General features: G+C 69.8%; 21 protein-coding genes and 1 riboswitch. Of the genes, 5 read left to right on the top strand and 16 right to left on the bottom strand.

The window, feature by feature from the left end; genetic code table 11:
- Position 1: 1 nt before the first annotated feature.
- Genes yhjD through TU34_RS06955 form a run of 4 tightly spaced genes read right to left on the bottom strand, consistent with a single transcriptional unit; the run spans position 2 to position 4,234 of the window.
- A complete protein-coding gene (gene yhjD, locus TU34_RS06970) occupies positions 2 to 1,051 on the bottom strand; it encodes an inner membrane protein YhjD (RefSeq protein ID WP_045822268.1) in 1,050 nt (349 codons plus the stop codon).
- Between the two features lie 36 nt (positions 1,052 to 1,087).
- Positions 1,088 to 2,095, bottom strand: a complete 1,008-nt coding sequence (gene trpS / locus TU34_RS06965; RefSeq protein WP_238981199.1) for a tryptophan--tRNA ligase — start codon at positions 2,093 to 2,095, stop codon at positions 1,088 to 1,090.
- Positions 2,096 to 2,118: 23 nt separating this feature from the next.
- Entirely contained in the window at positions 2,119 to 2,946 is an 828-nt protein-coding gene (locus tag TU34_RS06960) for an exodeoxyribonuclease III (RefSeq protein ID WP_045822102.1), read from the bottom strand.
- A 28-nt stretch (positions 2,947 to 2,974) separates the two neighbouring features.
- Entirely contained in the window at positions 2,975 to 4,234 is a 1,260-nt protein-coding gene (locus TU34_RS06955) for an MFS transporter (RefSeq protein ID WP_160298513.1), read from the bottom strand.
- Positions 4,235 to 4,441: 207 nt separating this feature from the next.
- A riboswitch (SAM riboswitch) is annotated at positions 4,442 to 4,569 on the top strand.
- Positions 4,570 to 4,629: 60 nt separating this feature from the next.
- Here TU34_RS06955 and TU34_RS06950 point away from each other — a divergent pair.
- The gene (locus TU34_RS06950) at positions 4,630 to 5,961 is read left to right on the top strand and encodes a bifunctional o-acetylhomoserine/o-acetylserine sulfhydrylase (protein WP_045822101.1); all 1,332 of its coding nucleotides are present in this window, start codon (positions 4,630 to 4,632) and stop codon (positions 5,959 to 5,961) included.
- Positions 5,958 to 7,121 (top strand): homoserine O-acetyltransferase MetX, encoded by a 1,164-nt coding sequence (gene metX / locus TU34_RS06945; RefSeq protein WP_045822266.1) that lies wholly within the window; start codon positions 5,958 to 5,960, stop codon positions 7,119 to 7,121. The genes TU34_RS06950 and metX overlap by 4 nt, the downstream gene beginning before the upstream one ends.
- 28 nt (positions 7,122 to 7,149) lie before the next feature.
- Here the strand turns inward: metX and TU34_RS06940 are convergent, their stop codons facing one another.
- From TU34_RS06940 to TU34_RS06920, 5 genes are read right to left on the bottom strand one after another with little or no spacing between them, the layout of a single operon-like run.
- Positions 7,150 to 8,700 (bottom strand): hypothetical protein, encoded by a 1,551-nt coding sequence (locus TU34_RS06940; protein WP_150116430.1) that lies wholly within the window; start codon positions 8,698 to 8,700, stop codon positions 7,150 to 7,152.
- A 42-nt stretch (positions 8,701 to 8,742) separates the two neighbouring features.
- On the bottom strand, positions 8,743 to 9,078 hold the full coding sequence (locus tag TU34_RS06935) for a DUF3017 domain-containing protein (protein ID WP_045822100.1): 336 nt from the start codon (positions 9,076 to 9,078) through the stop codon (positions 8,743 to 8,745).
- Positions 9,079 to 9,091: 13 nt separating this feature from the next.
- Complete coding sequence (locus TU34_RS06930) at positions 9,092 to 9,955, bottom strand: bifunctional methylenetetrahydrofolate dehydrogenase/methenyltetrahydrofolate cyclohydrolase (protein WP_203225419.1); 864 nt, start codon at positions 9,953 to 9,955, stop codon at positions 9,092 to 9,094.
- Between the two features lie 37 nt (positions 9,956 to 9,992).
- On the bottom strand, positions 9,993 to 10,583 hold the full coding sequence (locus tag TU34_RS06925) for a pentapeptide repeat-containing protein (protein WP_045822099.1): 591 nt from the start codon (positions 10,581 to 10,583) through the stop codon (positions 9,993 to 9,995).
- Positions 10,519 to 11,379: a rhomboid-like protein gene (locus TU34_RS06920; RefSeq protein WP_065973530.1), complete on the bottom strand. Its 861-nt coding sequence runs from the start codon at positions 11,377 to 11,379 to the stop codon at positions 10,519 to 10,521. Before TU34_RS06920 ends, TU34_RS06925 begins: the two co-directional genes overlap by 65 nt.
- A 90-nt stretch (positions 11,380 to 11,469) precedes the next feature.
- On the opposite strand from TU34_RS06920, the gene TU34_RS06915 reads away from it, so the two are divergent.
- On the top strand, positions 11,470 to 11,934 hold the full coding sequence (locus tag TU34_RS06915) for a tRNA (cytidine(34)-2'-O)-methyltransferase (RefSeq protein ID WP_045822098.1): 465 nt from the start codon (positions 11,470 to 11,472) through the stop codon (positions 11,932 to 11,934).
- A 131-nt stretch (positions 11,935 to 12,065) separates the two neighbouring features.
- On the opposite strand, the gene TU34_RS06910 is transcribed toward TU34_RS06915, so the two are convergent.
- The 5 genes from TU34_RS06910 to TU34_RS06890 all read right to left on the bottom strand — a co-directional run bounded on the left by TU34_RS06910 (position 12,066) and on the right by TU34_RS06890 (position 18,728).
- The gene (locus TU34_RS06910) at positions 12,066 to 13,319 is read right to left on the bottom strand and encodes a reverse transcriptase family protein (protein WP_238981198.1); all 1,254 of its coding nucleotides are present in this window, start codon (positions 13,317 to 13,319) and stop codon (positions 12,066 to 12,068) included.
- A gap of 201 nt (positions 13,320 to 13,520) precedes the next feature.
- Positions 13,521 to 16,835 carry an error-prone DNA polymerase gene (locus TU34_RS06905; RefSeq protein WP_045822097.1) on the bottom strand — a complete coding sequence of 1,105 codons (3,315 nt, stop codon included), beginning with the start codon at positions 16,833 to 16,835 and terminating at the stop codon, positions 13,521 to 13,523.
- 54 nt (positions 16,836 to 16,889) lie between these two features.
- Positions 16,890 to 17,360, bottom strand: a complete 471-nt coding sequence (locus TU34_RS06900; RefSeq protein WP_045822261.1) for a GNAT family N-acetyltransferase — start codon at positions 17,358 to 17,360, stop codon at positions 16,890 to 16,892.
- Between the two features lie 40 nt (positions 17,361 to 17,400).
- Positions 17,401 to 18,108: a cutinase family protein gene (locus tag TU34_RS06895; RefSeq protein ID WP_045822260.1), complete on the bottom strand. Its 708-nt coding sequence runs from the start codon at positions 18,106 to 18,108 to the stop codon at positions 17,401 to 17,403.
- Between the two features lie 74 nt (positions 18,109 to 18,182).
- Positions 18,183 to 18,728, bottom strand: a complete 546-nt coding sequence (locus TU34_RS06890; RefSeq protein WP_052688790.1) for a hypothetical protein — start codon at positions 18,726 to 18,728, stop codon at positions 18,183 to 18,185.
- 161 nt (positions 18,729 to 18,889) lie between these two features.
- On the opposite strand from TU34_RS06890, the gene TU34_RS06885 reads away from it, so the two are divergent.
- Positions 18,890 to 19,966, top strand: a complete 1,077-nt coding sequence (locus TU34_RS06885; RefSeq protein WP_045822096.1) for an alanine racemase — start codon at positions 18,890 to 18,892, stop codon at positions 19,964 to 19,966.
- A gap of 152 nt (positions 19,967 to 20,118) precedes the next feature.
- Positions 20,119 to 21,288, top strand: coding sequence for a serpin family protein (locus TU34_RS06880; RefSeq protein WP_160298512.1), 1,170 nt, complete (start codon positions 20,119 to 20,121; stop codon positions 21,286 to 21,288).
- Positions 21,289 to 21,304: 16 nt separating this feature from the next.
- Here the strand turns inward: TU34_RS06880 and TU34_RS06875 are convergent, their stop codons facing one another.
- A complete protein-coding gene (locus tag TU34_RS06875) occupies positions 21,305 to 22,900 on the bottom strand; it encodes a DNA polymerase Y family protein (RefSeq protein ID WP_045822095.1) in 1,596 nt (531 codons plus the stop codon).
- On the bottom strand, positions 22,900 to 23,754 hold the full coding sequence (locus TU34_RS06870; RefSeq protein WP_150116429.1) for a hypothetical protein: 855 nt from the start codon (positions 23,752 to 23,754) through the stop codon (positions 22,900 to 22,902). The genes TU34_RS06875 and TU34_RS06870 overlap by 1 nt, the downstream gene beginning before the upstream one ends.
- Between the last annotated feature and the right edge of the window lie 12 nt (positions 23,755 to 23,766).

The raw sequence follows: 23,766 nt of genomic DNA, 5'->3' as shown, positions 1-23,766 counted from the left end.
TTCAGCGTCGGTGACGGCGCGCGCGCAGTCGTGAGTACCCGAGTGCGGCCGCCGCGCCCGTGAGCGCGGTCGCCGCGAGGATGACCGCCGACGGCTCGGGCCGGATCGCGACCACGGGTGCGATCGTCACCGGATCGGGCACCGCAGCGGCCTGGTATTGCGCGTTCATCGGATCGGTCGCCGCCCATGCGGTCGCGAAAAGGATGATCCGCGTGGTGAAGAAGGCGAACACCATGATGCCGATGATGGGGCCGAAGGTGGCTCCGGCGGGACCGCTGGTGACGCCCTTCAGGTAGAAGGTCGCGATGAACTTGAAGATCTCGAAGACCACCGCGGTGAGCAGACCGGCCTTCGCGGCGTTGCGATACGGCAGCGGGATCCGCGGCAGCCGGGCGATGACCCAGGTGAACAGCAGCGTCGAGGCGACCAACGACACCACGATCGACAGCACGCGGACGACGATGAACACACCGGGCACGTGATCGAGCCCGACGAACTCGAGGATCGTCGTGGTCAGTCCGCTCCCCGCGATCGCCGACAGTCCGAACGACACCACCAGCGCGAGGAACAGCCCCAGCAGGGCACCCAGGTCACCGATCTTGGTCTTGACGAACGTCGACGCCGGGGGCTCGGCTCCCCACTGCACGGTCAGGGCGTTGCGCAGGTTGGCCATCCACCCCAGCCCGGAGTAGAGCGCGAGCACCAGACCGATCACGCCGATCGACGCACGGGAACTGATTGCCTGGTCCATGAGGTCCTGGAGCTGATTGCCCATGTCGCCCTGGACCGAGTCGGCGATCTTGTTCTTCGCGTCGTCGAGGAGGCCGGGGCTGGCGGCGAAGACGAATCCCGCTGCGGCGAAACCGATCATGAGGAGCGGGAACAGCGCCAGGATGCTGAAGTAGGTGGCACCGGCGGCGAAGAAGTCGCCCTTGGAATCCTGGTAGCGGCCGCCGGCCCGCACCAGGTGGTCGAGCCAGGGATACCGCGCCCGCAGCTGTTCGAGGCGCGACGGTCCCTTCTCGGTCGATGTCTCGTCGGTGTCGGCCATGGTCACTCCGCTCGTCGACTCCTCCTCATACGCGCGTCATCGCCGCGGCAGGAACCCCACCTTGTCATAGGCGCTCGCCAGCGTCTGCGCGGCGACCTCTCGGGCACGGTCGGCACCCCGGACGAGGATCGCGTCCAGTTCGGCGCGGTCGGACATCAGCTCGTCGACACGCCCACGCAGAGGTGCCACGAAGTCGGCCAGCACGGTGGCGGTGTCGACCTTGAGGTCGCCGTACCCCTTGCCCTCGTATCCCGACACCAGATCGTCGACAGGGGTGCCGGTCAGCGCGGACTGGATGCTCAACAGGTTGCTGACACCGGGCTTGTTCTCCCAGTCGAGTCGGATCTCGCGCTCGTTGTCGGTGACCGCCGAGCGGACCTTCTTCGCCGAACGCTTCGGGTCGTCGAGCAGGTTGATGAGGCCGGCGTCGGAGTCTGCCGACTTGCTCATCTTCGCCGTCGGGTTCTGCAGGTCGTAGATCTTCGCGGTCTCGGCCACGATGTGCGCCTCGGGCACCGTGAACGTCTCACCGAACCGGGAGTTGAAGCGCTGCGCCAGGTTTCGGGTGAGCTCGAGGTGTTGGCGCTGGTCCTCGCCGACGGGCACCCGGTCGACCTGGAACGCGAGGATGTCGGCGGCCATCAGGATGGGGTAGGTGAACAGGCCGACGCCCGCGGAATCGGCGCCCTGCTTGGCCGCCTTGTCCTTGAACTGCGTCATGCGGTTGGCCTCGCCGAAGCCGGTGATACACGACAGAACCCACGTCAGCTGCGCGATCTCGGGCACATGCGACTGGACATAGATCGTCGACCGGTCCGGATCGACGCCGACGGCCAGCATCTGCGCCACGCTGATCAGCGTGCGCTCGCGCAACGCCACGGGATCGTGGGGCGCGGTGATCGCGTGCATGTCCGGGATGAAGTAGTAGGCCTCGAAATCGTCCTGCAGCGCCACCCACTGCCGCACCGCACCCAGATAATTGCCCAGGTGGAAGGAGTCACTTGTCGGTTGGATACCGGAGAGGACGCGTGCGGTGTTGCTCATGAGGGGCATTGTTTCATCCGGCCTCAAGCGAATTCGACGGTGACCGGTGCGTGGTCGGACCACCGCCGGTCGTAGGCGTCGGCACGCTCGACGCGGGTGGCGCACGCCCGGCGCGCCATCACCGGATTGGCGAGGTGGTAGTCGATACGCCAGCCCGAGTCGTTGTCGAACGCCTTGCCGCGCCACGACCACCACGAATAGGGACCGGGCTCGTCTCCGACGAGCGCTCGCGTCACGTCGACCCAGGAGCGGTCGAGCAGCCCCCCGACCCACGCACGCTCCTCGGGGAGGAATCCCGGGCTGCGCTGATTGGTCTTCCACGCCTTGAGGTCCAGTTCGCTGTGCGCGATGTTCCAGTCGCCACCGACGACCACCCCGCGCCGTCGCCGGGACAACGTGTCGAGGTGGGCGCCGAACTCGTCGAGGAAGCGGAACTTCTCGTCCCGCTTGGGTCCGTCGGAGGCACCCTTGGGCAGGTAGACAGACCCCAGGGTCAGCGCGGGGACGTCACCGTCGGCGGCGACGTCGATCTCCAGGTAGCGGCCGGTGCCGTCGAACTCCTCGCTGCCGAAGCCGACGCGCACGGCATCGGGGGCGACGGTGCCGAGGACCCCGACGCCCGCATGGCCCTTCACCGACGATTCCGTCATCGACAGTGACCACCCCGCATCGAGGGCCGGTGCGAGCGCCTCGACGGCCTGATCACGGGACGCGCGGATCTCCTGCAGGAGCACGAACCGACGGCCCGTGGGCGCGCCCAGCCAGGGCAGGATCCCCGGGTTGTCGGGATTGCGCTCCTTCACCGCGGCGCGGATGCCGTTGACGTTGACCGAGGTGATGGTGAGGGACACGCGGCGAGTGTAGCGAGGGGTCCCGACATCAGTGGACGGCGGTGATCTCCTGCGCCGCAACCGCCTTCGTCTCGCCGAGGGCGCTCCCGCGATCGGCGTGGGTGTCGTGGGCCACCACCTCGTCGGAGCGACGGTGCGCCAGCAGCGTCACCCCGAGGACCACCAGCCCGGCCGCGGCGAGCGCCGCACCGAGCAGCGACGGGGCGCGGTAGCCGTACCCGGCGCTGATCACCAGGCCACCGAGCCACGCACCGGCGGCGTTGGCGATGTTGAGCGCCGAGTGGTTCAGTGCGGCCGCCAGTGTCTGTGCGTCGTCGGCCACATCCATCAGACGCGTCTGCAACGCCGGGACGAGCGCCGAGCCGGTCACCCCGACCGCGAACACCAACGGCAGCGCGGCCCACACGGTCCCCGCCACCACGGCGAACACCACCAGACTGACCAGGATGGCCACGAGTCCCGCCACCATGGTGCCGATCACCGATCGATCGGCGAGCGCACCGCCGACGATGTTGCCGACCACCATGCCGATGCCGAACAGCATCAGCGCGAACGGGACGAGACCGCCGGGCAGACCGGAGACGTCGGTCAGAGTGGTGTGGATGTAGGTGTAGAAGGCGAACATGCCACCGAATCCGACCACGCCGATGAGCAGCGTGAACCACACCTGCGGGCGCGCGAGGGCGCCGAGCTCGGTGACCGGGTTGCTCGCGGTCATGCCCGTCAGCGACGGGAGGTGCCGCAGCAGTGACGCGATGGTGGCGAGACCGATGACGACGACCACGCCGAACGCGGTGCGCCAGCCGAACGCCTCACCGAGCCACGTGGCGGCCGGGACACCGACGACGTTGGCGACGCTGAGTCCCAGCATCACCTGACCGACCGCCTTGGCGCGGCTGCCCGGCCCGGCGAGGTGCGCCGCCACCAGGGCCGCCACGCCGAAGTAGGCGCCGTGCGGGAGGCCCGCGACGAAGCGTGCGGCCATGAGGGTGCCGTAGGTCGGGGCGACGACGGTCGCGGCGTTGCCGACGGTGAACGCCACCATCAGGGTGATCAGCAGCGCACGTCGCGACATCCGCGCGGTGGCCGCGGCGATCAGGGGTGCCCCGACGACGACGCCGAGCGCGTAGGCGGAGATGACGTGGCCGGCGGTGGGCTCGGAGATCCGCAGCGAGTCGGCGATGCTCGGCAGGAGTCCCATCGACACGAACTCTGTCGTGCCGATACCGAAGCCACCCAGGGCCAGCGCGAGGATGGCGTTGCGGCGGGCGGTGGTGGACACGGGCATGCGGCAACCTCTCGCGACAGAACTCGGGAGGCGCACACCGGTGGGCGCCAGGGCATCGACGGCGATCGGTCGCCGCGCACAGAGAACCTCAACGTCATGAGGTCGAGAAAAGATTCCGCGCACACGGTACGCGAGGTCGATTCTTTCGAATCCGGCTGCGCGGGATCCTTTCGGGACGAAATCGGCGATGTTATATCCTTGACGCCAGGTCATGAGCATCAGCGCCAAGCCCCGGCTCGCTGATCGGCAACCCTCCAACCGCGGTGGGGTGCTCCGGGTGAAAGACCAGGTTGTGGGCGTTCGCCGAAGGCGACGCTCCGCAGCAAGCGCGGGTCCGATGGTCGGACCCACGGGGCACTGTCGCCCCACCGACCGAAAGAGAGCTGTTTCCGAAGATGTCTGAAGCAACCGTCGACGCCGTCGAGGTCGACCCCACCTCCCACTGGGCCTTCGAGACCAAGCAGGTCCATGCCGGGCAGACCGCCGACGCGGCGACCTCGGCCCGTGCACTGCCGATCTACCAGACCACCTCGTACACCTTCCGCGACACCCAGCACGCCGCCGACCTGTTCGGACTCGCCGAGCCCGGCAACATCTACACGCGCATCATGAACCCGACACAGGACACCGTCGAACAGCGTCTCGCCGCCCTCGAAGGTGGCGTCGCCGCGTTGCTGGTGTCGTCGGGTCAGGCCGCCGAGACCTACGCGATCCTCAACGCGGTCGAGACCGGCGGTCACGTGGTGTCGAGCCCCCGTCTCTACGGCGGCACGTACAACCTCTTCCACTACACCCTGCCGAAGCTGGGTATCGAGGTGTCGTTCGTCGAGCAGCCCGACGACATCGAGTCGTGGCGCGCGGCCATCCGCCCGAACACCCGCGCGTTCTACGGCGAGACCATCGCCAACCCGAACAACGAGATCCTCGACATCCCGGCCGTCTCGGCGCTCGCGCACGAGACCGGTGTGCCGCTGATCGTCGACAACACGGTGGCGACGCCGTACCTCATCCAGCCGCTGGCCCATGGTGCGGACATCGTGGTGCACTCGGCGACCAAGTACATCGGTGGCCACGGCACCGCGGTCGGCGGCGTGATCGTCGACGGCGGCACCTTCGACTGGCGGGTACAGCGCGACGGACAGGACCTCTTCCCCGGTTTCACCACCCCCGATGCGAGCTACCACGGTGCGGTGTTCGCCGATCTCGGCGCACCGGCGTTCGCACTCAAGGCGCGCGTGCAGTGGCTGCGTGACACCGGTGCGGCGATCGCTCCGTTCAACGCGTTCCTCATCGCGCAGGGCCTCGAGACCCTGAGCCTGCGCATCGAGCGCCACGTCGCCAACGCCCGCAAGGTGGCCGAGTTCCTCGAGGGTCACGCCCAGGTCGAGTCGGTCGCCTACGCGGGCCTGCCGTCGTCGCCGTGGTACGAGCGCGGACAGCAGCTCGCACCGCGTGGCCAGGGCGCGATCGTCGCCTTCGAGATCGTCGGCGGCGTCGACGCCGGCAAGCGTTTCGTCGACGCGCTCACCCTGCACAGCCACGTCGCCAACATCGGAGATGTGCGGTCGCTGGTGATCCACCCGGCCTCCACCACCCACTCGCAGCTGACGCCCGAGGAGCAGGTCTCCGCAGGCGTCACACCGGGATTGGTGCGTCTCGCGGTCGGCATCGAGGGGATCGACGACATCATCGCCGACCTCGAGACGGGATTCCGGGCGGCGAACTGATCGTGACCACCGAATCCCGAACGTCCACCGTCGCCGGTGGCGCCTCCACGCCGCCCGAATGGGAGAGTCTCCCCGACGGTGAGTTGACGTACGCGTCCGTGGGTTCGGTGGAACTCGACAACGGTGGCCGGATCGACGACGTGACCCTGGCGTTCCAGCGCTGGGGCACGTTGTCGCCGGCCCGCGACAACGTCGTGCTGACGCTCCATGCGCTCACCGGTGACTCACACGTCGTCGGCGCCCCGGGGCCCGGTCACCCGCTCCCCGGATGGTGGGAAGGGCTCATCGGACCCGGCTGCGCGGTCGACACCGACGAGTGGTGCGTGATCTCGGCGAACGTCCTGGGTGGCTGCGGAGGGTCGACGGGACCGGCGTCGCCGGGTCCCGACGGCCGGGCCTGGGGTTCCCGCTTCCCCCACATCACCGTGCTCGACCAGGTGCGCGCCGAGGTCGCCCTCATGGACGCGCTCGACATCGGCGCGGTCGCAGCGGTTCTCGGCGGTTCGATGGGTGGCGCCCGGTCACTCGAGTGGCTCATCGGCTACCCCGAGCGGGTCCGCAGCGGGCTCGTGCTGGCCGTGGGACCGCGGGCCACAGCCGATCAGATCGGCACCCAGACCACGCAGATCGCCGCCATCACCTCCGACCCGGATTGGCGGGGCGGCGACTACCACGGCACCGATGTGCGCCCCGTCGCCGGCCTGGGCATCGCCCGTCGCATCGCCCACCTGACCTATCGCTCGGAGATCGAACTCGACCAGCGGTTCGCCAATGATGCTCAGGGAGAAGAGGTCCCGCTCGCCGGCGGCCGCTACGCCGTGCAGAGCTACCTCGAACACCAGGCCGACAAGCTCGCCGGTCGCTTCGATCCCAGCAGCTATGTGGTCCTCAGCGAGGTGCTCAACCACCACGATGTCGGACGCAACCGCGGGGGCACCGAAGCCGCGCTGCGCAGCTGCGACGTCCCGGTGATCGTCGGCGGGATCTCGTCGGATCGGTTGTATCCCTTGCGAACCCAGGCCGAGCTGGCCGACCTCATGCCCGGCTGCGTCGGTGGACTGCACGTCATCCAGTCCGACAGCGGACACGACGGCTTCCTCACCGAGTTCGACGCGATCGCCGACCTGCTGAAGCGGACGATGGAACTCGCCCGCCGCTGACCCGTCGGACAGCGGGGTTCCCGGCGCGTCAGGGTGCGGGTGTCACCGTCGGCGTGACCGACGCCGGCGCCGGCGTCGACCGCGGTGCAGGTATCGCGACGAACGGGTACGGCGTGAGCGAGAGGGGATCCGACGGCACCACCGGCGACACCAGCGGTGGCGAGGTCTGCGGACCCGACCCCGACGATGGTCCGGGGGTCCCCGGCACATCCGGGGTCAGCGGCGGACTGGTGGGAGCGATGGTCGACGTCGGACCGGAGGTGTCCTCGGGGGTCGCCAGTTCGGTTGTCGCCCAGGGACGTTCCTCGCGTCGGTCCATCCCACCGTTCGGATAGCCCAGCGTCGGCGATGTCGTGGTGGTGGGCAGCTCGGCCGTCCCGGCCGGCGGTACGACGGTCGACCGCGGGGGCACCCGGTCGTTCGGCACCCCGACCCCGGCGGAGGTCGTCCGGACGACCGGCGTGGCGGTGTCGGGCCGGCCTCCGGTGGGCACGTCGGACGGCGCTGCCGTCGACGCGGTGATCTCGACGTCGCGCACCGGTGAGGACGATCCGTCGAGGGCGGCGGTGAAGGCGTAGACCGCGAGCATCGCGACCGCGAGGAAACATCCCACGATCGCCAGCGGTACCGCCGACCACCAGTCACGGTGTCCGCGGCCACCGATGAACGCCAGGCGCAGCGCCGAGGACCGGTTGGGGCGCGCGAGCAGCGCGGCCCCGACCGCGCCGAGGAGATCGGGCGTCGACGCGACGACGACCGCGCGCTCCGTCGCGCGCTCGAGAACCCGCCGCACCGCGGCGATGTTCGCGACACCACCGACCACCACCAGAGGCGTGCCCTCCGGGATCGACTGGGCACGAACGTAGTCCGTGACCTCGTCGGCGAGGAGCTCGGCCATCGGCTCGCTCACCGCCGAGACCATGTCCGCGGTGAGCTGTACCGATCGTCCCCGCACGAGAACGGTCGTCGCATCCTGTTCGGCGAGTTCTTCTTTCGCCGTACGGCAGGCGCCGATCAGCGCCCGGCGCGAGGCGCGTGTGGTCGAGGGCAGGGCGTCGCCGACCAGATCGGCGAGTGCTCCGTCGATGGCGTGTCCCGACATCACGGTCGAACGCGTTGTGGCGGTGAGCTTTCCCGTCGCCGGGTTCAGCCGCGAGATCGTCACACCGGTGTCGCCGCAGTCGAGCAGGATCGTCTCGTCGTGTGCGGCGATCTCGCCGGACTCGGCCAGCGCGTGGGCGACCGATTCGGCGTCGCCGAGGAGGTGGATCTGCCGTCGGGGACCCGAGCCGGGCGAGGAGAACCCCCCACGGCGACCCGAGTCACGGGAGGCGACGCCGATCGCGGCAACCGACAGACCCGCCGACGCGGCGCTGCCGAGCATCAGATCGATGCCCGCGTTCACCCTGCCCGCACGGTCGAGCCGGTCGGTGTCGTCGACCTCGATGACCCGCGAATCGACCACGAGGCGCTCGTGGTCATCGACGGTGACCAGGGCGAAGTGCGTCATGCCCCCGCCCGCCGACACCCCCAGAGTGGTGATCGGCGGCCGCGGATCGGTCGAAGAAGTGGCCGTCATCGCGACCCAGAATAGTCGGTGGGCCGATGCGAAAGCGACCGACTATTGATCGATACCGGTGCCCAGGGCGTCGATCGAGGCGGCCAACCAGATGATCGCGCCACCGGCGATCGCCATGGCCACCACATCCACGAAACGGCCCCTCACCTGCAGCAATCCCACGCGCGAACTCGGTAGCACCGCGCGCAGGAGGGCCGCCATCAGCGCTCCGCCGCCGAACACGAACGCTCCCCGTCGCCAGCGATCCAAGATGAGGAAGATCAGCGCCACGGCCACGAACGCCAGCACGATCACGAACGGGATCTGCACCAGGACCGAGCGTCGACGGCGCGCACGACGGACATCGTCGACCGAGCGGCCGGGGCCGCGGTTGCTCATCGCCGGCGACCGCTCACGACGTGCGTTGCCGCAGCAGGGCCTCGGCCCGCTCGACGACGTTGACGAGCAGGAACGCGCGGGTCAGCGGGCCCACACCGCCGGGATTCGGCGAGACGTGACCGGCGACGTCCCACACCTCGGGGGCGACGTCACCGACGAGACCGGCGTCGGTGCGACTCACCCCGACATCGAGCACGGCCGCACCGGGCTTGACCATGTCGGCGGTGATGAGGTGGGGTACTCCCGCCGCCGCGACGACGATGTCGGCGCGCGAGACCTCGGCGGCGAGATCGGTGGTACCGGTGTGGCACAGCGTGACCGTGGCGTTCTCGCTGCGGCGGGTGAGCAGCAGCCCGATCGGGCGACCGATCGTGACGCCGCGACCGACCACCACGACGCGCACGCCGGCGATGGGGATGTCGTAGCGGCGCAGCAGGTGCACGACACCGCGGGGGGTGCAGGGCAGCGCCGCGTCGGTGCCCAGCACGAGGCGGCCGAGGTTGATCGGATGCAGGCCGTCGGCGTCCTTGCCGGGATCGATGCGTTCGAGGGCGGCGTTGTCGTCGAGCTGCGGGGGCAGCGGCAACTGCACGATGTAGCCGGTGCAGGCCGGATCGGCGTTCAGCTCGTCGATGACGGCGTTGAGTTGTTCGGTGGTGGTGTCGGCGGGCAGATCGCGGCGCAGTGACGCGATGCCTACCTTCGCGCAGTCGGCGTGTTTGCCGCGGACATAGGCCTGCGATCCGGGGTCGTCACCCACGAGGACCGTGCCGAGGCCCGGGGTGACCCCGGCCTCACGAAGCGTCGCCACGCGTGCCGCGAGGTCGACGAAGATCTCGTCGCGGGTGGCCTTGCCGTCGAGTGCTGTCGCCGTCACGCCACCAGTGTCCCCGATCGGGGCCGTGGGCCTGCGTTCAGGCCAACCGCAATCCGTGGGCCAGCGCGTAGTCGACGGCGTGGTCGTGGTCGACGACGGTGGCGGTGACCCTCGCCGCGACCCAGAACGCCGGGTCGATCCGCGCCCCACGCAGGTCGGAGTCGGTGACCGTCGCACCGACGGCACGCGACCCGGTCAGGTCGACGCCCGCCAGAGTCGACGAGGTGACGGTCGTCGACGCCAGATTGGCCTCGCGCAGACGCGAGCCGGTCAGATCGACTCGGTGCAGGGTGAGACCGCCCAGCGACGTCAGGGACATGTCGCAGTCGGTCAGCGACACCCGACGCATCAGCGACTGCGTGATGGTCGACCCCAGGAGGCTGCAGTCGGTGAAGGTGGCGCCCGGCATCGGGCAACGGTCGAGGGTGCACGTACGGAACGCGGTCCGGCGGTGCTCGGAGTCGGCGAGACGACAGCCGACGAACGAGCACCGGGTGAACACGACCGCCTCGGTGGTCAGTTCGGAGAGGTCGCAGTCGAGGAAGGTGCAGTCGTCGAACGTGTCACCCGACCACGTCTGGCCCGACAGGTCCTCCTCGTCGAAGGTGTGGTCGTCGTAGGCGGTCATGGATGCCCATGATGCGCCGTCGCCGGGCCGGGGACGTGACCGCGGGTGCCGGCATGCGTTCGAGCAGGTGGGGCGACACCGGGGGCAGTGCGGGCTCGGTGGTCATGTGCTCGACCAGAAGCGGCGACACAGGCGGGAGGTCGCCGACGACCCGTGTCCGTCGTCGACCGATCCGGGTGATCGGGTAGCAGGCGAGCCCGACGATCGCGGCGCAGAGGTGGCCGATGTCGGTGAACGTGAAGTGTGTGCCGTGCACCAGAGGCCACACGATCGGGGTGAGACAGACGACGGCCAGGGCACCGCCGTAGAGCCAGCGCCATCGGCGCGCGATCCGGTAGACGAGGATCCCCGCCACACCGGCCAGCCCGTAGCTGACGCCGATGTCGATCACCGCGAGATCGCTCTGCGGTGCACGACCGCTGTCGATGGCCCACAGCAGGATGCCCTGGCTGATGTAGGTGGCTGTGACGTGGGCGATGACCACGACCGCCACCCAGCGCGCCGTCCCGAGCCAGCGTTCGACCGGTGCGTGGATGAGGGAGAACACGATCGCGTAGAGGAACCAACCGTTGCCGTCGATCCAGAAGGCGCTGCGGAACAGGCTCGGGAGCGGGTTGTGCAGCAGGTGGCGGAGGTTGGTGGAGCGGTTCTGGAGGATGTGCGTCAGCTGGTCGGGCGCGACGCGATGGGCGATCACGGTGGTGACGAACAGGACGACGAGCCAGAGATAGGTTCCCGGCGCCGACCGCACGTAGCGCCAGACGACCCCGGACGTGGTGCGCACCGTGTCCCGCATGTCCCACCCAGTTCGTTCCGTGACCACCGCCTGCGCCGGGTCTGCCCTGCCCCGTCGTGCTCGACAGGTGCTCAGGCACAGTAGACGCTTGTGTTCCGCATTTTGTTCCATGAACCTCGCATACCCCCCAATACCGGCAACGCCATCCGTCTGGCGGCCAACACGGGGTGTGAGCTGCATCTCGTGGAACCGCTCGGCTTCGATCTCGATGCGGCGAAGGTGAAGCGGGCGGGATTGGACTACCACGAGATGGCGTCGGTGACGGTGCACCGCGATCTCGACGCCGCCTGGGAGGCGCTCGCCCCCGAACGCGTCTACGCGTTCACCGCGCACGCCGAGAAGTTCCACACCGCGGTCGACTACCGGCCGGGTGACGTGCTGCTGTTCGGGCCCGAGCCGACCGGCCTGTCCGACGAGGTCCTCGCCGACCCGCACGTCACCGAACGACTGCGCATCCCGATGCTCGCCGGTCGTCGATCGCTCAACCTCGCCAACGCCGCGAGCATCGTGATGTACGAGGCCTGGCGTCAGAACGGCTTCGAGGGCGCGGTCTAGCGGATCGCGTTCGCGCGCTCTCTCACCGTTTGCACGCCTGCTCACTGGTCGCACGCCCCCGACGGCATGCGAACGACACGCAAGCGTGCGAGTCACCCCCGACACGCGAGATCGAGCCCATGACAGCGGGATCAGTCACTGCTCCAGTCCACCCGGGACGCCATCTCGAGAAGCTTCTGCCGCCGGGCGGGGCTCGTCGCCCCGACCCACGCGATCCGTCCGCGGACGTGGGCCTCGAAGTCCCCGACGTCGTCGCGATTCTGGGCCCGGGCCCCGGTCCGAATCGCGTTGTGCAACAACGCCCGCAGATCGTCGTATTCGGATCGGCACACGCGCGGACGATCGTTGATCACCAATCCGGTGAGGCGCTGCTGCTGGTGGGCGTACATGATGCGCGTCTTGTCGCCGTGGACGGTGAAACCCTCGTCGGCGACGATCTGCCGCACCACCCACACGACTGCCGACGGGTCGTCGATGGTTCCGCTCAGGGCCATGTCGTCGCCGTAGCGCGTGTAGACGAGTCCGTGTCGGTGGGCATAGCCGGTGATGCGGCGGTCGAGAGTGCGCATCACGAGGTTGGCCAGAGCGGGCGAGGTCGGCGCCCCCTGCGGCAGGTGGCGGGATCGCAGGATCGCCGCGTGCACGGGGTCCACGCCGACGAGGCGTTCCGCCGGTGTTGTCGTGGTGCACAGGTCGGCCAGCGCGCGGGCTACGGCGGGTGGGTATCCGACCGCGGCGAACACCGCACGGACGCGGGCGACGGTGATCGTCTCGAAGCACCGGCGGAGGTCGATGCGGATGACCACCGGCCGACCGGCGTGGGGGCTCGAGAACGTCGCCGGCGACGTCCCGGCGACGAATCCCTGTGCGGCAGGGTGAGGCGGCAGCCGGTCGAGGACACGGCGCAGGATGCGTCGCTGTGTCTCACGGAGTCGCGGTTTCGGGATCTCGAGGACGCGGGCACCTCGCCGTTTGGGGATGGGGGTCACGCGATAGTGCTGCAGCGGACCGGTTCTCGACCGCAACCAGGTTCCGCGGTCGGCCAGCCAGTCGAGCTCGGGCACGGTCATGTCGTAGGCCGCCGCGAGGGCGTAGTAGTCGGTGTAGCGCGGCAGACCGTCCCACAACTCGCGCAGCGCCGGGCGCTCACGCATGGGCGGCATCGCCAGTTCGACGATGCGCCCGGCGATCGCGTCACGCCGATCCGGAGGTTGGCGGGGAAACGCGACGAGGAGGTGACCTGCGACGGCGTCCGCCTGCGCGTCGTCGAGACCGCGGCGGTGTGCCGAGAGCGCGTCGGCGAGACCCTCTCGCGTCCATTCGGGATCGGCCGCATCGACGATGGCGGCGAGCATCTCGGCCGTCGAGCGCGGATACCGTCGCACGGCCTCGATCGTCACCGGATGCGTGGCGGGCGAGTCGACCGAATTCTCCTGTCCTCGGCGCCGCGATGCACGCGCAGCGTGCGGTCCGGCGTCGGACGCAGGGTCTCGCTGTGTGGTGTACCCAGGGGTTGCCCCTGAGACGGGTGTGTCACCCCGTTCTCGTCTCGCCCACCACGCATCCGATCATGTTGCCATGGCTCACTATCGCCAGTCGCGGGATCGGGTGCCGACCTTGAGGTCCATCTTCTCCAGGTGTTCGGCGACCACGGTGACCGCGCCCTCGGCGTTCTGCACCGTGCCGCGGATGACCAGCGCGGTGGCGTTCTGGGCGAGGCGGCGGTAGCGCTTCCACAAACCCACCGAACAGACGACGTTCACCATGCCGGTCTCGTCCTCGAGGTTGATGAAGGTGACGCCGGACGCGGTGGCCGGGCGTTGCCGATGGGTGACCGCCCCGGCGACGACGACCCGTGACCCGTCGGGCACGGCGAGCAGACCGTCGGCCGCGACGACACCCATCGCGGTCAGGCGGGGCCGCAGGAACTGGGTGGGATAGACGTTCGGCGTGACCCCGGTGGCCCACGCATCGGCGGCCGCGGTCTCCACATCGGTGAGACCGGGCAGTGTCGGCGCGGTCAGCGACGCCTCGAGCGCGAGCTGATCGGCTCGCTCGAACGCGGCCGCCCCGGCATCCCACAGCGCCTGCCGCCGACTGCCGCCGAAACAGTCGAACGCACCCGCGGTCGCCAGCGCCTCGAGTTGCCTCTCGCCGAGTTCGGCGCGACGGGCCAGGTCGGCGGGGGTGCGGTAGGGGCCGTCGGCGACACGGCGGTCGACGATGACCTGCGCCACCTCGTCGCCGATGTGACGCACCGATCCCAACCCCATCCGCACGTCGAGACCACTGTTCTCGAGATTCGCGTGGGCCAGTGAGATGTTGATGTCGGGGCCGTGGACGGCGACACCGTGCCTGCGCGCATCGGCCACCAGTGACTGCGGCGAGTAGAACCCCATCGGTTGCGCCCGCAGCAGCGCGGCGCAGAACGCCGCCGGATGGTGGTACTTGAACCACGAGGAGTAGAACACCAGCGCCGCGAAACTCTGCGAATGACTCTCGGGGAAGCCGAAGTTGGCGAACGCGGCCATCTTCTCGAACACTCGGTCGGCGATCTCGCCGGTGATCCCGTGGGTCTGTTCCATACCGGTGTAGAAGCGTTCCTTGAGCTTCTGCATCTTCTCCGGCGACCGCTTCGATCCCATCGCGCGTCGCAGCTGATCGGCCTCGGCGGCGTCGAATCCGGCGACGTCGACGGCGAGCTGCATCAGCTGCTCCTGGAACAGCGGGACCCCGAGGGTCCGTTCGAGCGCCGCCCGCATGGACGGGTGCTCGTATCCGGTCACCTCGAGTCCGTTGCGTCGCCGGATGTAGGGGTGGACGGACCCGCCCTGGATGGGGCCGGGACGGATGAGCGCCACCTCGACCACGAGGTCGTAGAACTCGCGGGGTTTCAGCCGGGGCAGGGTGGCCATCTGCGCGCGCGACTCCACCTGGAACACGCCGACCGAGTCGGCGGCACAGAGCATGTCGTAGACGGCCTTCTCCCCCAGGTCGATCCGCGCGAGATCGACGTGCAGCTCCTTGTGCTCGGCGACGAGATCGATCGCGTAGTGCAGCGCGGAGAGCATGCCGAGGCCGAGCAGGTCGAACTTGACCAGACCGATGGCCGCACAGTCATCTTTGTCCCACTGCAGCACGCTGCGGCCGGGCATCCGCGCCCACTCGGTGGGGCAGACGTCGGCGATGGGGCGGTCGCAGATCACCATGCCGCCGGAGTGGATGCCGAGATGTCGCGGCATCCCCGACACCTGACCGGCGAGATCGAGGACATCGGCGGGGATATCTGCTTCTGGGTTCTCGTCGCCTGGGTTCTCATCTTGGTCGACCGTGCGTCCCCATCGGCTGACCTGTTTGCTCCACGCGTCCTGCTGCCCGATCGAATACCCCAGTGCGCGAGCCATGTCCCGCACCGACGACCGCCCGCGGTAGGTGATGACGTTGGCGACCTGTGCGCTGTACTCGCGGCCGTACTTCGAGTAGACGTGCTGGATGGCCTCCTCGCGTCGATCGGATTCGATGTCGACGTCGATGTCGGGCGGACCGTCCCGCTCGGGCGATAGGAACCGTTCGAACAGCAGGCTGTTGCGCACCGGGTCGACGTTGGTGACACCGAGGGCGAAACACACCGCGGAGTTGGCGGCGCTGCCGCGACCCTGACAGAGGATGTCGGACCGTTTGCAGAAGTCGACGATGTCGTGCACCACCAGGAAGTACCCCGGGAAGTTCAGCGAATCGATCACCGCCAGTTCGTGTTCGATCTGTCGATAGGCCTTGGGGTGTGTCGCGGGTGTGCCGTAGCGGTCGGCGGCACCTCGCATGGTCAGCTCCCGCAGCCAGGTTTTCTCGGTGTGCCCGGCCGGCACGTCGAACGGCGGCAGTTCCGGTGCGATCAGACGGAGTTCGAAGGCACAGTCGATGCCGAACTGTGCGGAGTTGTCGATGGCCTCGGGGTGTGCGGCGAGCAGTGTCGCCATCTCGTCGCCGCTGCGCAGGTGCGCTCCCCCGAGCGGGCCGAGCCACCCGGCGATCTCGTCGAGACTCGACCGTGCGCGCACCGCGGCGAGTGCCATCGCCAGACGCCGCCGGTTCGGGGCGGCGAAGTGGGCTCCGGTGGTCGCCACCGCGTGCAGGCCGTGGGCGGCGGCGAGCGTGGCGAGCGCCGCGTTGCGTTCGTCGTCGGTGGGCAACCCGGCGGTGGACAGTTCGACGACGACGTTGTCGCGGCCGAACCGGTCGATCAGAGTCCGTAGCTCGGTCGCGGCGGCATCGGGACCACCGGTCGACAACGCCTGTCGCACCGCGCCTTTACGACACCCGGTGAGGATCAGCCAGGAATCATCGGCCGCCGCGGCGAGGGTGTCGAGATCGTGGCGCAGCAACCCCTTCTCACCCGCGGCCATGTGCGCGGCCGCCATCTGACGCGACAACCGGCGGTATCCGTCCTGCCCGCGCGCGAGAACCAACAGATGTGCGCCACCGGGATCGGCGACGCCGGTGCGCGCGGCGTCGTGCTGCAGCGACAGCTCCGCGCCGAAGACCGTCGGCATGCGCCACTCGCGGGCGGCCTCGGCGAATCGGACGACCCCGTAGAACCCGTCGTGATCGGTGACCGCGAGCGCCGACAGTCCGAGGCGGTGGGCCTCGGTGACCATCTCCTCGGGAGAACTCGCGCCGTCGAGGAAGCTGTAGGAGGTGTGGGCGTGCAACTCGGCGTACGGGGTGCTGGTGCGCCCGCGCTCGATGTCGTCGGCCCGGAACGGTTCGCGCTTGCGTGACCACGCGGGGCTGTCGCTGCCGTCGCCGGGGAACGTCTCACCCGGTCGACCGCCCTGGTTCGGGCGCCCGGACAGCACCCGCTCCATCTCCGCCCAGGTGGGCGGGCCCTCGTTCCAACCCACACCCGACTGTACCGAGAATCGAACACGTATTCGAGTCGAATGCGCGTGCCGGCCTCAGCGGTCGGCGAGGGCGGCGAGGTCGTCCCCGACCAGCCGCTGCGTGGTCCACTCGTCCATCGGGCGCGCACCGAGCGAGCGGTAGAACGCGATGCTCGGCGCGTTCCAGTCGAGGACCGTCCACTCCAGCCGCGCGTATCCGCGGTTCACACACACCGCGGCGAGCGACGCCAGCAGGGCCACGCCGTACCCGCGTCCCCGCTCGGATTCGTACACGAACAGGTCCTCGAGCCAGATGCCGTGACGCCCGGTCCACGTGGAGTAGGTGACGAACCAGATCGCGATCCCCACCACGGCGCCGTCGCGTTCGGCGACATGGGCGAACACCGCGGGGTCGTCGCCGAACAGTGCCGCGGTCAGCGCGGCGACGGAGTTGTCGACCGCGTCGGGCTCGCGCTCGTACTCCGCGAGCGCGGTGATCGCGGCCAGCAGGCCCGCCTCGTCACCGGGCTGCGCGGCGCGGATCACCGACCCGTCGGAGAGAACCCGCGGGTGCACCGGTTCCACGTCAGATGCGTGCGGCGACGCGACCGGCGGCGTTCACCGTGTCGCCGTTGACCGCGTAGAGCACGTGCAGACCGTTCGGCTGACCCAGGGGCGCGCCGTTGCAGATGGTGTCGCCGGCGATGCAGTAGCGGATCGTCTTGCCCCGGTAGAGCGGGCCGACCTCGATCGCAGGCGCCTGGGCGTCGCGGAGGAAACGGGCACTCGGCGGCGCGAACAGCACGACCGCGGCGACGTTGCGGGCCACCGACGCCGGCAGCGGAGTCGGCGCAGAGCCGCGGTACTGGGCGGGCAGCGTGACGCGAGGAGCGATCGCATAGCCCGCCACGACCGCGCCCTGGGAGTACCCGCCGAGGACGATGCGGGTCTGCGGGCAGGTGCGGGCGAGGAACGTGATGCGGTTCTGGGTGTCCTTCACGCCGTTGATCACCGTCTGCGCGAGGCCGATCCGGTCGCGGAAGTTCGCGCTCGCCGGGTAGTTCACCCCGCGCACCACGACCGACTTACCGGGCAACGCACCGCGAAGGGCCTGCCCGAACGACAGACCGGTCAGTCCGACCGGGGGCGCGGGCTCGGCGGTACCGCGGGCGAAGAGCACCTCGACGTTCGCGCACGACGGCGCGGCGGAGGCAGCGGTGACGGTGGTGGTCGCCGACAGGCCGACCGCGGCGATCACGCCGCACAGGATGGCCATGAAGGATCGTTTGAGCATGCGCACAGCGTAACCGCCGCGACCCGTCCCGGGTGATGCGCTTGCCCGAAGTCCGGTTCGTCGCTTGCACCGCCTCACACCTGGAGCAGCCGCACGATCGGGGTGAGGTATCCGTATGCCTCCGAGGACAGTCCGATGAGGGCCACGGTTCCCGGGACCTTGCCGTAGACGACGATCGCCACCGGACCGGTTCCCGTCCGCAGCAGGGCCGCCCGATCGAGCGTCGGGTACGAGGTCCAGGGCACCTTCCCCGGCAGCGTGCGGGAGAACGTCGAGACGCCCGACCGACCGTTGGCGAGGTTGACCCACCCCACGGTGAGCCGCGACGGCTGGTAGTCGAGCCAGCGCTGGATGACGGTGACGGTGCCGGCCCGGCGATCGATGACCGCGTCGAGCCCGACTCCGGGGAACCCACCCGAAGACAACGGAACGGTTGCGGTTGCCGCGGCGGGAGCCGCGAACCGGGCCAGCACCGCGACATCGACCGGGACGCCTGCGGCGATGAGTCGTGAGACGGGTTCCACCGGATCTGCGTGGGCTGAGCCGACCGCGGCGGCCGAGCCCAGGGCGGCGACCAGCAGAGCGGCGACCATCGTGCCGAGAACGCGGGGCAGACGCATGTCAGACCTCCGTGGTGGGCCGCGCCCTGTGCGCGGCCTGAAACCTTTACGGTACGCACACGTACCGAACACGAGAACAGGCGTACGGCAATCGTTACCGATCAGAAACAACTGGTCAGGTGTCCGCTCGGCGGCAGGATCGGGTCGTAGAGTCCTCGGTGATGCCGACCCGACCCCCTCTCGCCGACACCCCGTACGTCCGCGTCGACACCGGCGTGCTCGAGGCGAACATCGCGACCATGGCGACGCGGGTCGCCGCGCAGGGACTCGCGCTCCGGCCCCACGCCAAGACCCACAAGTGCGCCGACATCGCACGGCGCCAGATCGCCTCCGGCGCCGTCGGGTTGACCGTCGCGACGATCGGTGAGGCGCAGGCGTTCGCCGCTGCGGGCTTCGACGACCTCTTCATCGCCTATCCCCTGTGGCTCACCGCGTCGAAGGCCGAGCGGTTGCGGTCGGTGGCACACGACGCCTCGTTGCGGGTGGCGGTCGACTCGGTGGCCGGTGCGATCGCGATGGCGCAGGCACTCGGCGACGCCCGCGAATCGGTCGAGGTGCTCGTCGAGGTCGACAGTGGTCAGCATCGCACGGGTACCGCCCCGGCCGACGCCGGAATCGTTGCCGCACAGGCTGTTGCGCACGGTCTGAGGGTGGTGGGTGTGTTCACGTTCCCGGGCCACGGCTACTCCCCCGCCGGGCGCGAGTCCGCTGCGCATCAGGAGGCCCGGGCCATCTCCGACGCCGCCGATGCGTTGGCGTCGGTGGGGGTCGATCCGATCGTCCGCAGCGGCGGTTCCACGCCGACGGTCGAGTTCGCCCATCCCGATGTCCTGACGGAGGTCCGTCCGGGTGTGTACCCGTTCAACGACGCCCAGCAGGTGGCGTTGGGGCGCGCGGGACTCGACGACGTGTCGTTGTCGGTGGCCGCCACGGTCATCCGTCGTGAGCCGGGGCGCGCCGTTCTCGACTGCGGGAGCAAGATCCTGGGTTCCGAGAAGCCCGACTGGGTACCGGGTTTCGGACTGCTCCCCGACCTTCCCGACGCACGCATCGTCGCGCTGTCCGAGCACCACGCGACCGTGGTGAGCGAGGGTCGGCTCCCCGACGCCGGATCGGTGGTCCGGGTGGTGCCTAACCACGTGTGCATCACGGTCAATCTCGTCGACGACCTCGTCGCGGTGACCGATGCGGGCGAGGTCGGGCGATGGCCCCTCCTCGCTCGCGGAGCGAACTCGTGAGCTCCCCAGGATGCCGGAGCGAACTCGTGAGCTCCATCGCCTCTCGACGACGGACGGCCGTGTCGGTGGCCGTGGCTACGGTCCTGCTGTTCAGCGGGTGTGCCACCGATGCGGTGCCACCCGACACGGCACAACTGAGTAAGGCACCGAGCGTGACATTCGCACAGATCGGCATCGACACCGAGCGCGCGGCCACCGAGGCGTTGGTCGACGGGGTCCGGCGCGTCGGCGTCGCGATGGCGTCGGCATCGTCGTCGACGGGGTCGCCGAACACCGTCGTCTCCCCGTGGAGCGCGGTGACGGCGATCGGGATGGTGCGGGCCGGTGCCGACGACACCGCGGCCGCGGAGATCGACCGTGTGCTCGGCACGAGCCGTCCGGAGGCGATCGCGGCGCTGTTGGGTCAGCTCGGTGCGATCGGTGGCGATCCCGGCACGGTGGATGTGGACAACCCGCCCAGTCCCCCGGTGTATCAGCAGGGTGCGGGCGCGTTCATCGCGTACTCGCATCCGCCTCGTCGCGACTATCTCACTGCTCTCGCACGGTATTTCGACTCCGGTGTCTATCCACTGGACTTCGCGACACCGCAGGCACGGGAGGCGGTGAACGAGTGGGTGGCGGTCAACACCGGCGGGCAGATCACCCGTGCACCGGTGCCGATCGGCTCCGACACCGACCTCGCGCTGCTGACCACCGTCTATCTGGCGGCCGCCTGGGCGTCGCCGTTCAGTCCGGATGCGACGCGTGACGAGCCGTTCACCACGGCGACGGGTCGTACCGTGTCGGCGCCGCTGATGGGTGGGACCTTCTCGACCCGTCTGGCGAACGGGCCCGGGTGGACTGCCGCCGAACTCCCTTATGCCGGTGCCGGTCTGGCGATGCAGGTGATCATGCCGGCGTCCGGTGCCACGACGCGATCGGTGTTGTCCGACACCGTGTTGGCGTCGGTGTCGGGGGCCCTGCGCGCGGCGACACCGACACCGGGTGTGGAGGTGACGGTGCCGCGCTGGAAGACCGAGGCGTCGATCGATCTCGGCCCGGTGTTGCGCGCGCTCGGGATGGGGCGGATCTTCGCACCGGGGTCGCTCGACGGCATCGCACCCGGTGCGGTGGTCAGCGGCGCCGCGCAGGCCGGCGTCATCACCGTCGGCGAACGGGGCACCGTCGCCGCGGCGGCCACCGGCGTGCCGATCGTCACCGGTGTTCCGCAACCTCCGACGGTCACCTTCACCGCTGATCGGGCGTTCGTCTACCAGATCGTCGACACCGCAACGGGTCTGCCGGTGTTCCTCGGCACCATGAACGACCCGTCCGCCTCGTAGAAGTGCACACCGCGGCTCACTCGTAGACGCCTTCGACCGTCCATCCCTGCTGCTGGTATCGCAGCAGCAGGGCGCGCGAATCGTTCAGCAGCACCTGCGCTCTCGCGTGGGTGCCCACCTGTTCACCGGGGGCGGCCCACCAGCGTTCGTCGGCCGGCCACGGACCGGCCCACCAGAGCAGATCCCAGCTCCGCGATCCCCAGGTGACCGTGGTCGGTTCGGCGCTGAACATCCCGCGGCGGGTGACCTGCACGGGGTCGTCGTTGCAGTCGCGCACCGTCACCGGCGCGCTGAGCACCACCGCCGGCGCCGGTTCGGGGATCCGCCCCGGCCAGGGGGCGTCGGGGTCGGACGCCGGTGTCAGCTCGTCCCCCAGCGGGATGAGCGTGATCCGTTCGGCCACACCGCGTCCGCCGCTGCGCACCGGGACACGGACGGCCTCACCACCGAGGAGACCCTGCACGCGCACCAGTGCCCGACGGGCCCGATCGGCCACCTCGCCGTCGCCGCCGGGGATCCCCGCCCCACGGAAGCCGAACTGCAGGGCACCGGAGTCGACGAGTTCCACCGGCTCCAGCCGCAGACGGGAGATCGGTGAGTCCGGTCGGTTGCCGGAATCCTTCCCGCTGAGCCATCCGTCGAGCTGCCATCGGATGCGGTCGGCGGTGGCCTCCGGGGTCAACGGCTCGGCGCATCGCCAGGTGCGTGACGAGTGCTGTCCACCGGTGGTGGAGGCGTGGACGGTGAGTCGGGTGCAGGCCACCGACGCCGCCATCAGCGCACGGTGCAGTTCATCGGCCAGTCGGCGACCGACGAACGCCGCGGCGTCGACCCGGTCGATCGGCGGATCGCACTCGTGGTCGATGACGACGTCGGTGCTGGGCAGGCGACCCGACGCCGGCCGGCCGGCCTCGGCACGGGTGGCCCGGTGCGCGACGACGGCGTCGGCACCGAAGCGCGTCGCGACGTCGGTCACCGACAACGCCGCGAAGGCGCCCATCGTGCGCACACCCAACCGCCACAGCAGATCGATCAGGTGGTCCCGGTCGTCGCCGCACAGGCTGGGCTCGGCTCCGAGCTCGGCGATCGACAGCGGTGCGAGGAAATCGACGTCACCGCCGGCGGGCACGATCTGACCGTGCCGCGCGGCCACCACGGCGGTGAACAGCTCGTCGGCGATCCCGGTGAACGACTCCGTACCGCAGACGGATACGACGTCGATGAGTTTCTCCGCCGCCACCTCCTCGCCCCCGAAGTACCGTGCGGCGCCCGCGGCGGGGAGCAGCATGAGACCCGGTCGCAACACCTCCACGATGGGGATCACCTCGGCCACCGCAGCCACCAGCGGCTCGAAGAGTCGGCCGTCACGCCCGGGATCGGCGGTCATCACGTGCAGGGAGGGACAGCGTGCCTGCGATTCCCTCTTGCGCATCCCGCGGCGCACCCCGGCCGCCCGCGCGGTCGCCGAACAGGTGACCACGCGGTTGGCCGAGATCACCGCGACCGGTTCGTCCGGGGAGATGTCGGCGTCGGCCGCGGCGGCCACCGCGGGCCAGTCCGGACACCACAGCGCCAGGGTGCGTCGGGGCTTCCCCGCGGGTGCGGACGTCATCAGTTCGCCCCTGACATCAGTTCGCATGGGCGATCGTGAGTCCACCGGTGGCGGTGACCGGGGCGGCGACGGCACCGACCGCGCGCGGCGACCAACCGGACCCGATCGTCGGCGTGCACCACATCGATCCGGGTCTCGGTCACCCGTGTACCGCGACCACGCGCCTGCACCGACAACGACAACCCGGAGATCCGACCGTGCCCGGCCGCCCGGAACGGCAGGTGCCGATAATCGGCGACCTGGGCGCTGAGCGTCGCCTGCACACCCGACCACCGTCCGTCGGTCACCATCAGCGTCGACCCCTTGGCCCGCGCCCGGGCCATCACCGCCCGCGCCCGCGACGGCGGCACCGACACCCCGCCCAGACCGACCACCACCAGATCGAGCCCGTCGAGCAACACCGCGGCCACCTCCACGGGGTCGAACCGGACCGGGCTCCGCCCGGGATCAAAGACCCCCGGATCGCCCTGTCCGGACACCACCGCCACGTGCGCCAGGTCGCCACCCATCTCCTCCACCGCGTGCAGACTCAGGTGGGGCAGGCCGATCACCGCCACGTATCCGCCCGAGGCGGTGATCTCGGCGATGATCGAGACCAGCACCGACCGCGCGCCGTCGACCGCGACCACCGATCCCCGCGCGAGGCCCCCACCGGGCATGATCTGCGCGAGTGGGGCCGGGATCGGCAGCATCTCTTTGTCGACCTGCTCCGAGGCGGCGACCGTGACCGTTCTCTGGTTCTGCGGGACAACGGGTTTCGCCTTGGTCGACGAGACCGTGGCGAGCTTCTTGCGCAATTCCGCCAGCGTGTCCGCGACCCGCTTGTCGGCTTCCCTCACGTCTACAGACGTCATCGCACCATTCCT

The organism is Williamsia herbipolensis (assembly GCF_000964005.1).
GTDB lineage: Bacteria > Actinomycetota > Actinomycetes > Mycobacteriales > Mycobacteriaceae > Williamsia_A > Williamsia_A herbipolensis.
This window is presented reverse-complemented; position numbering and strand designations above follow the sequence as displayed.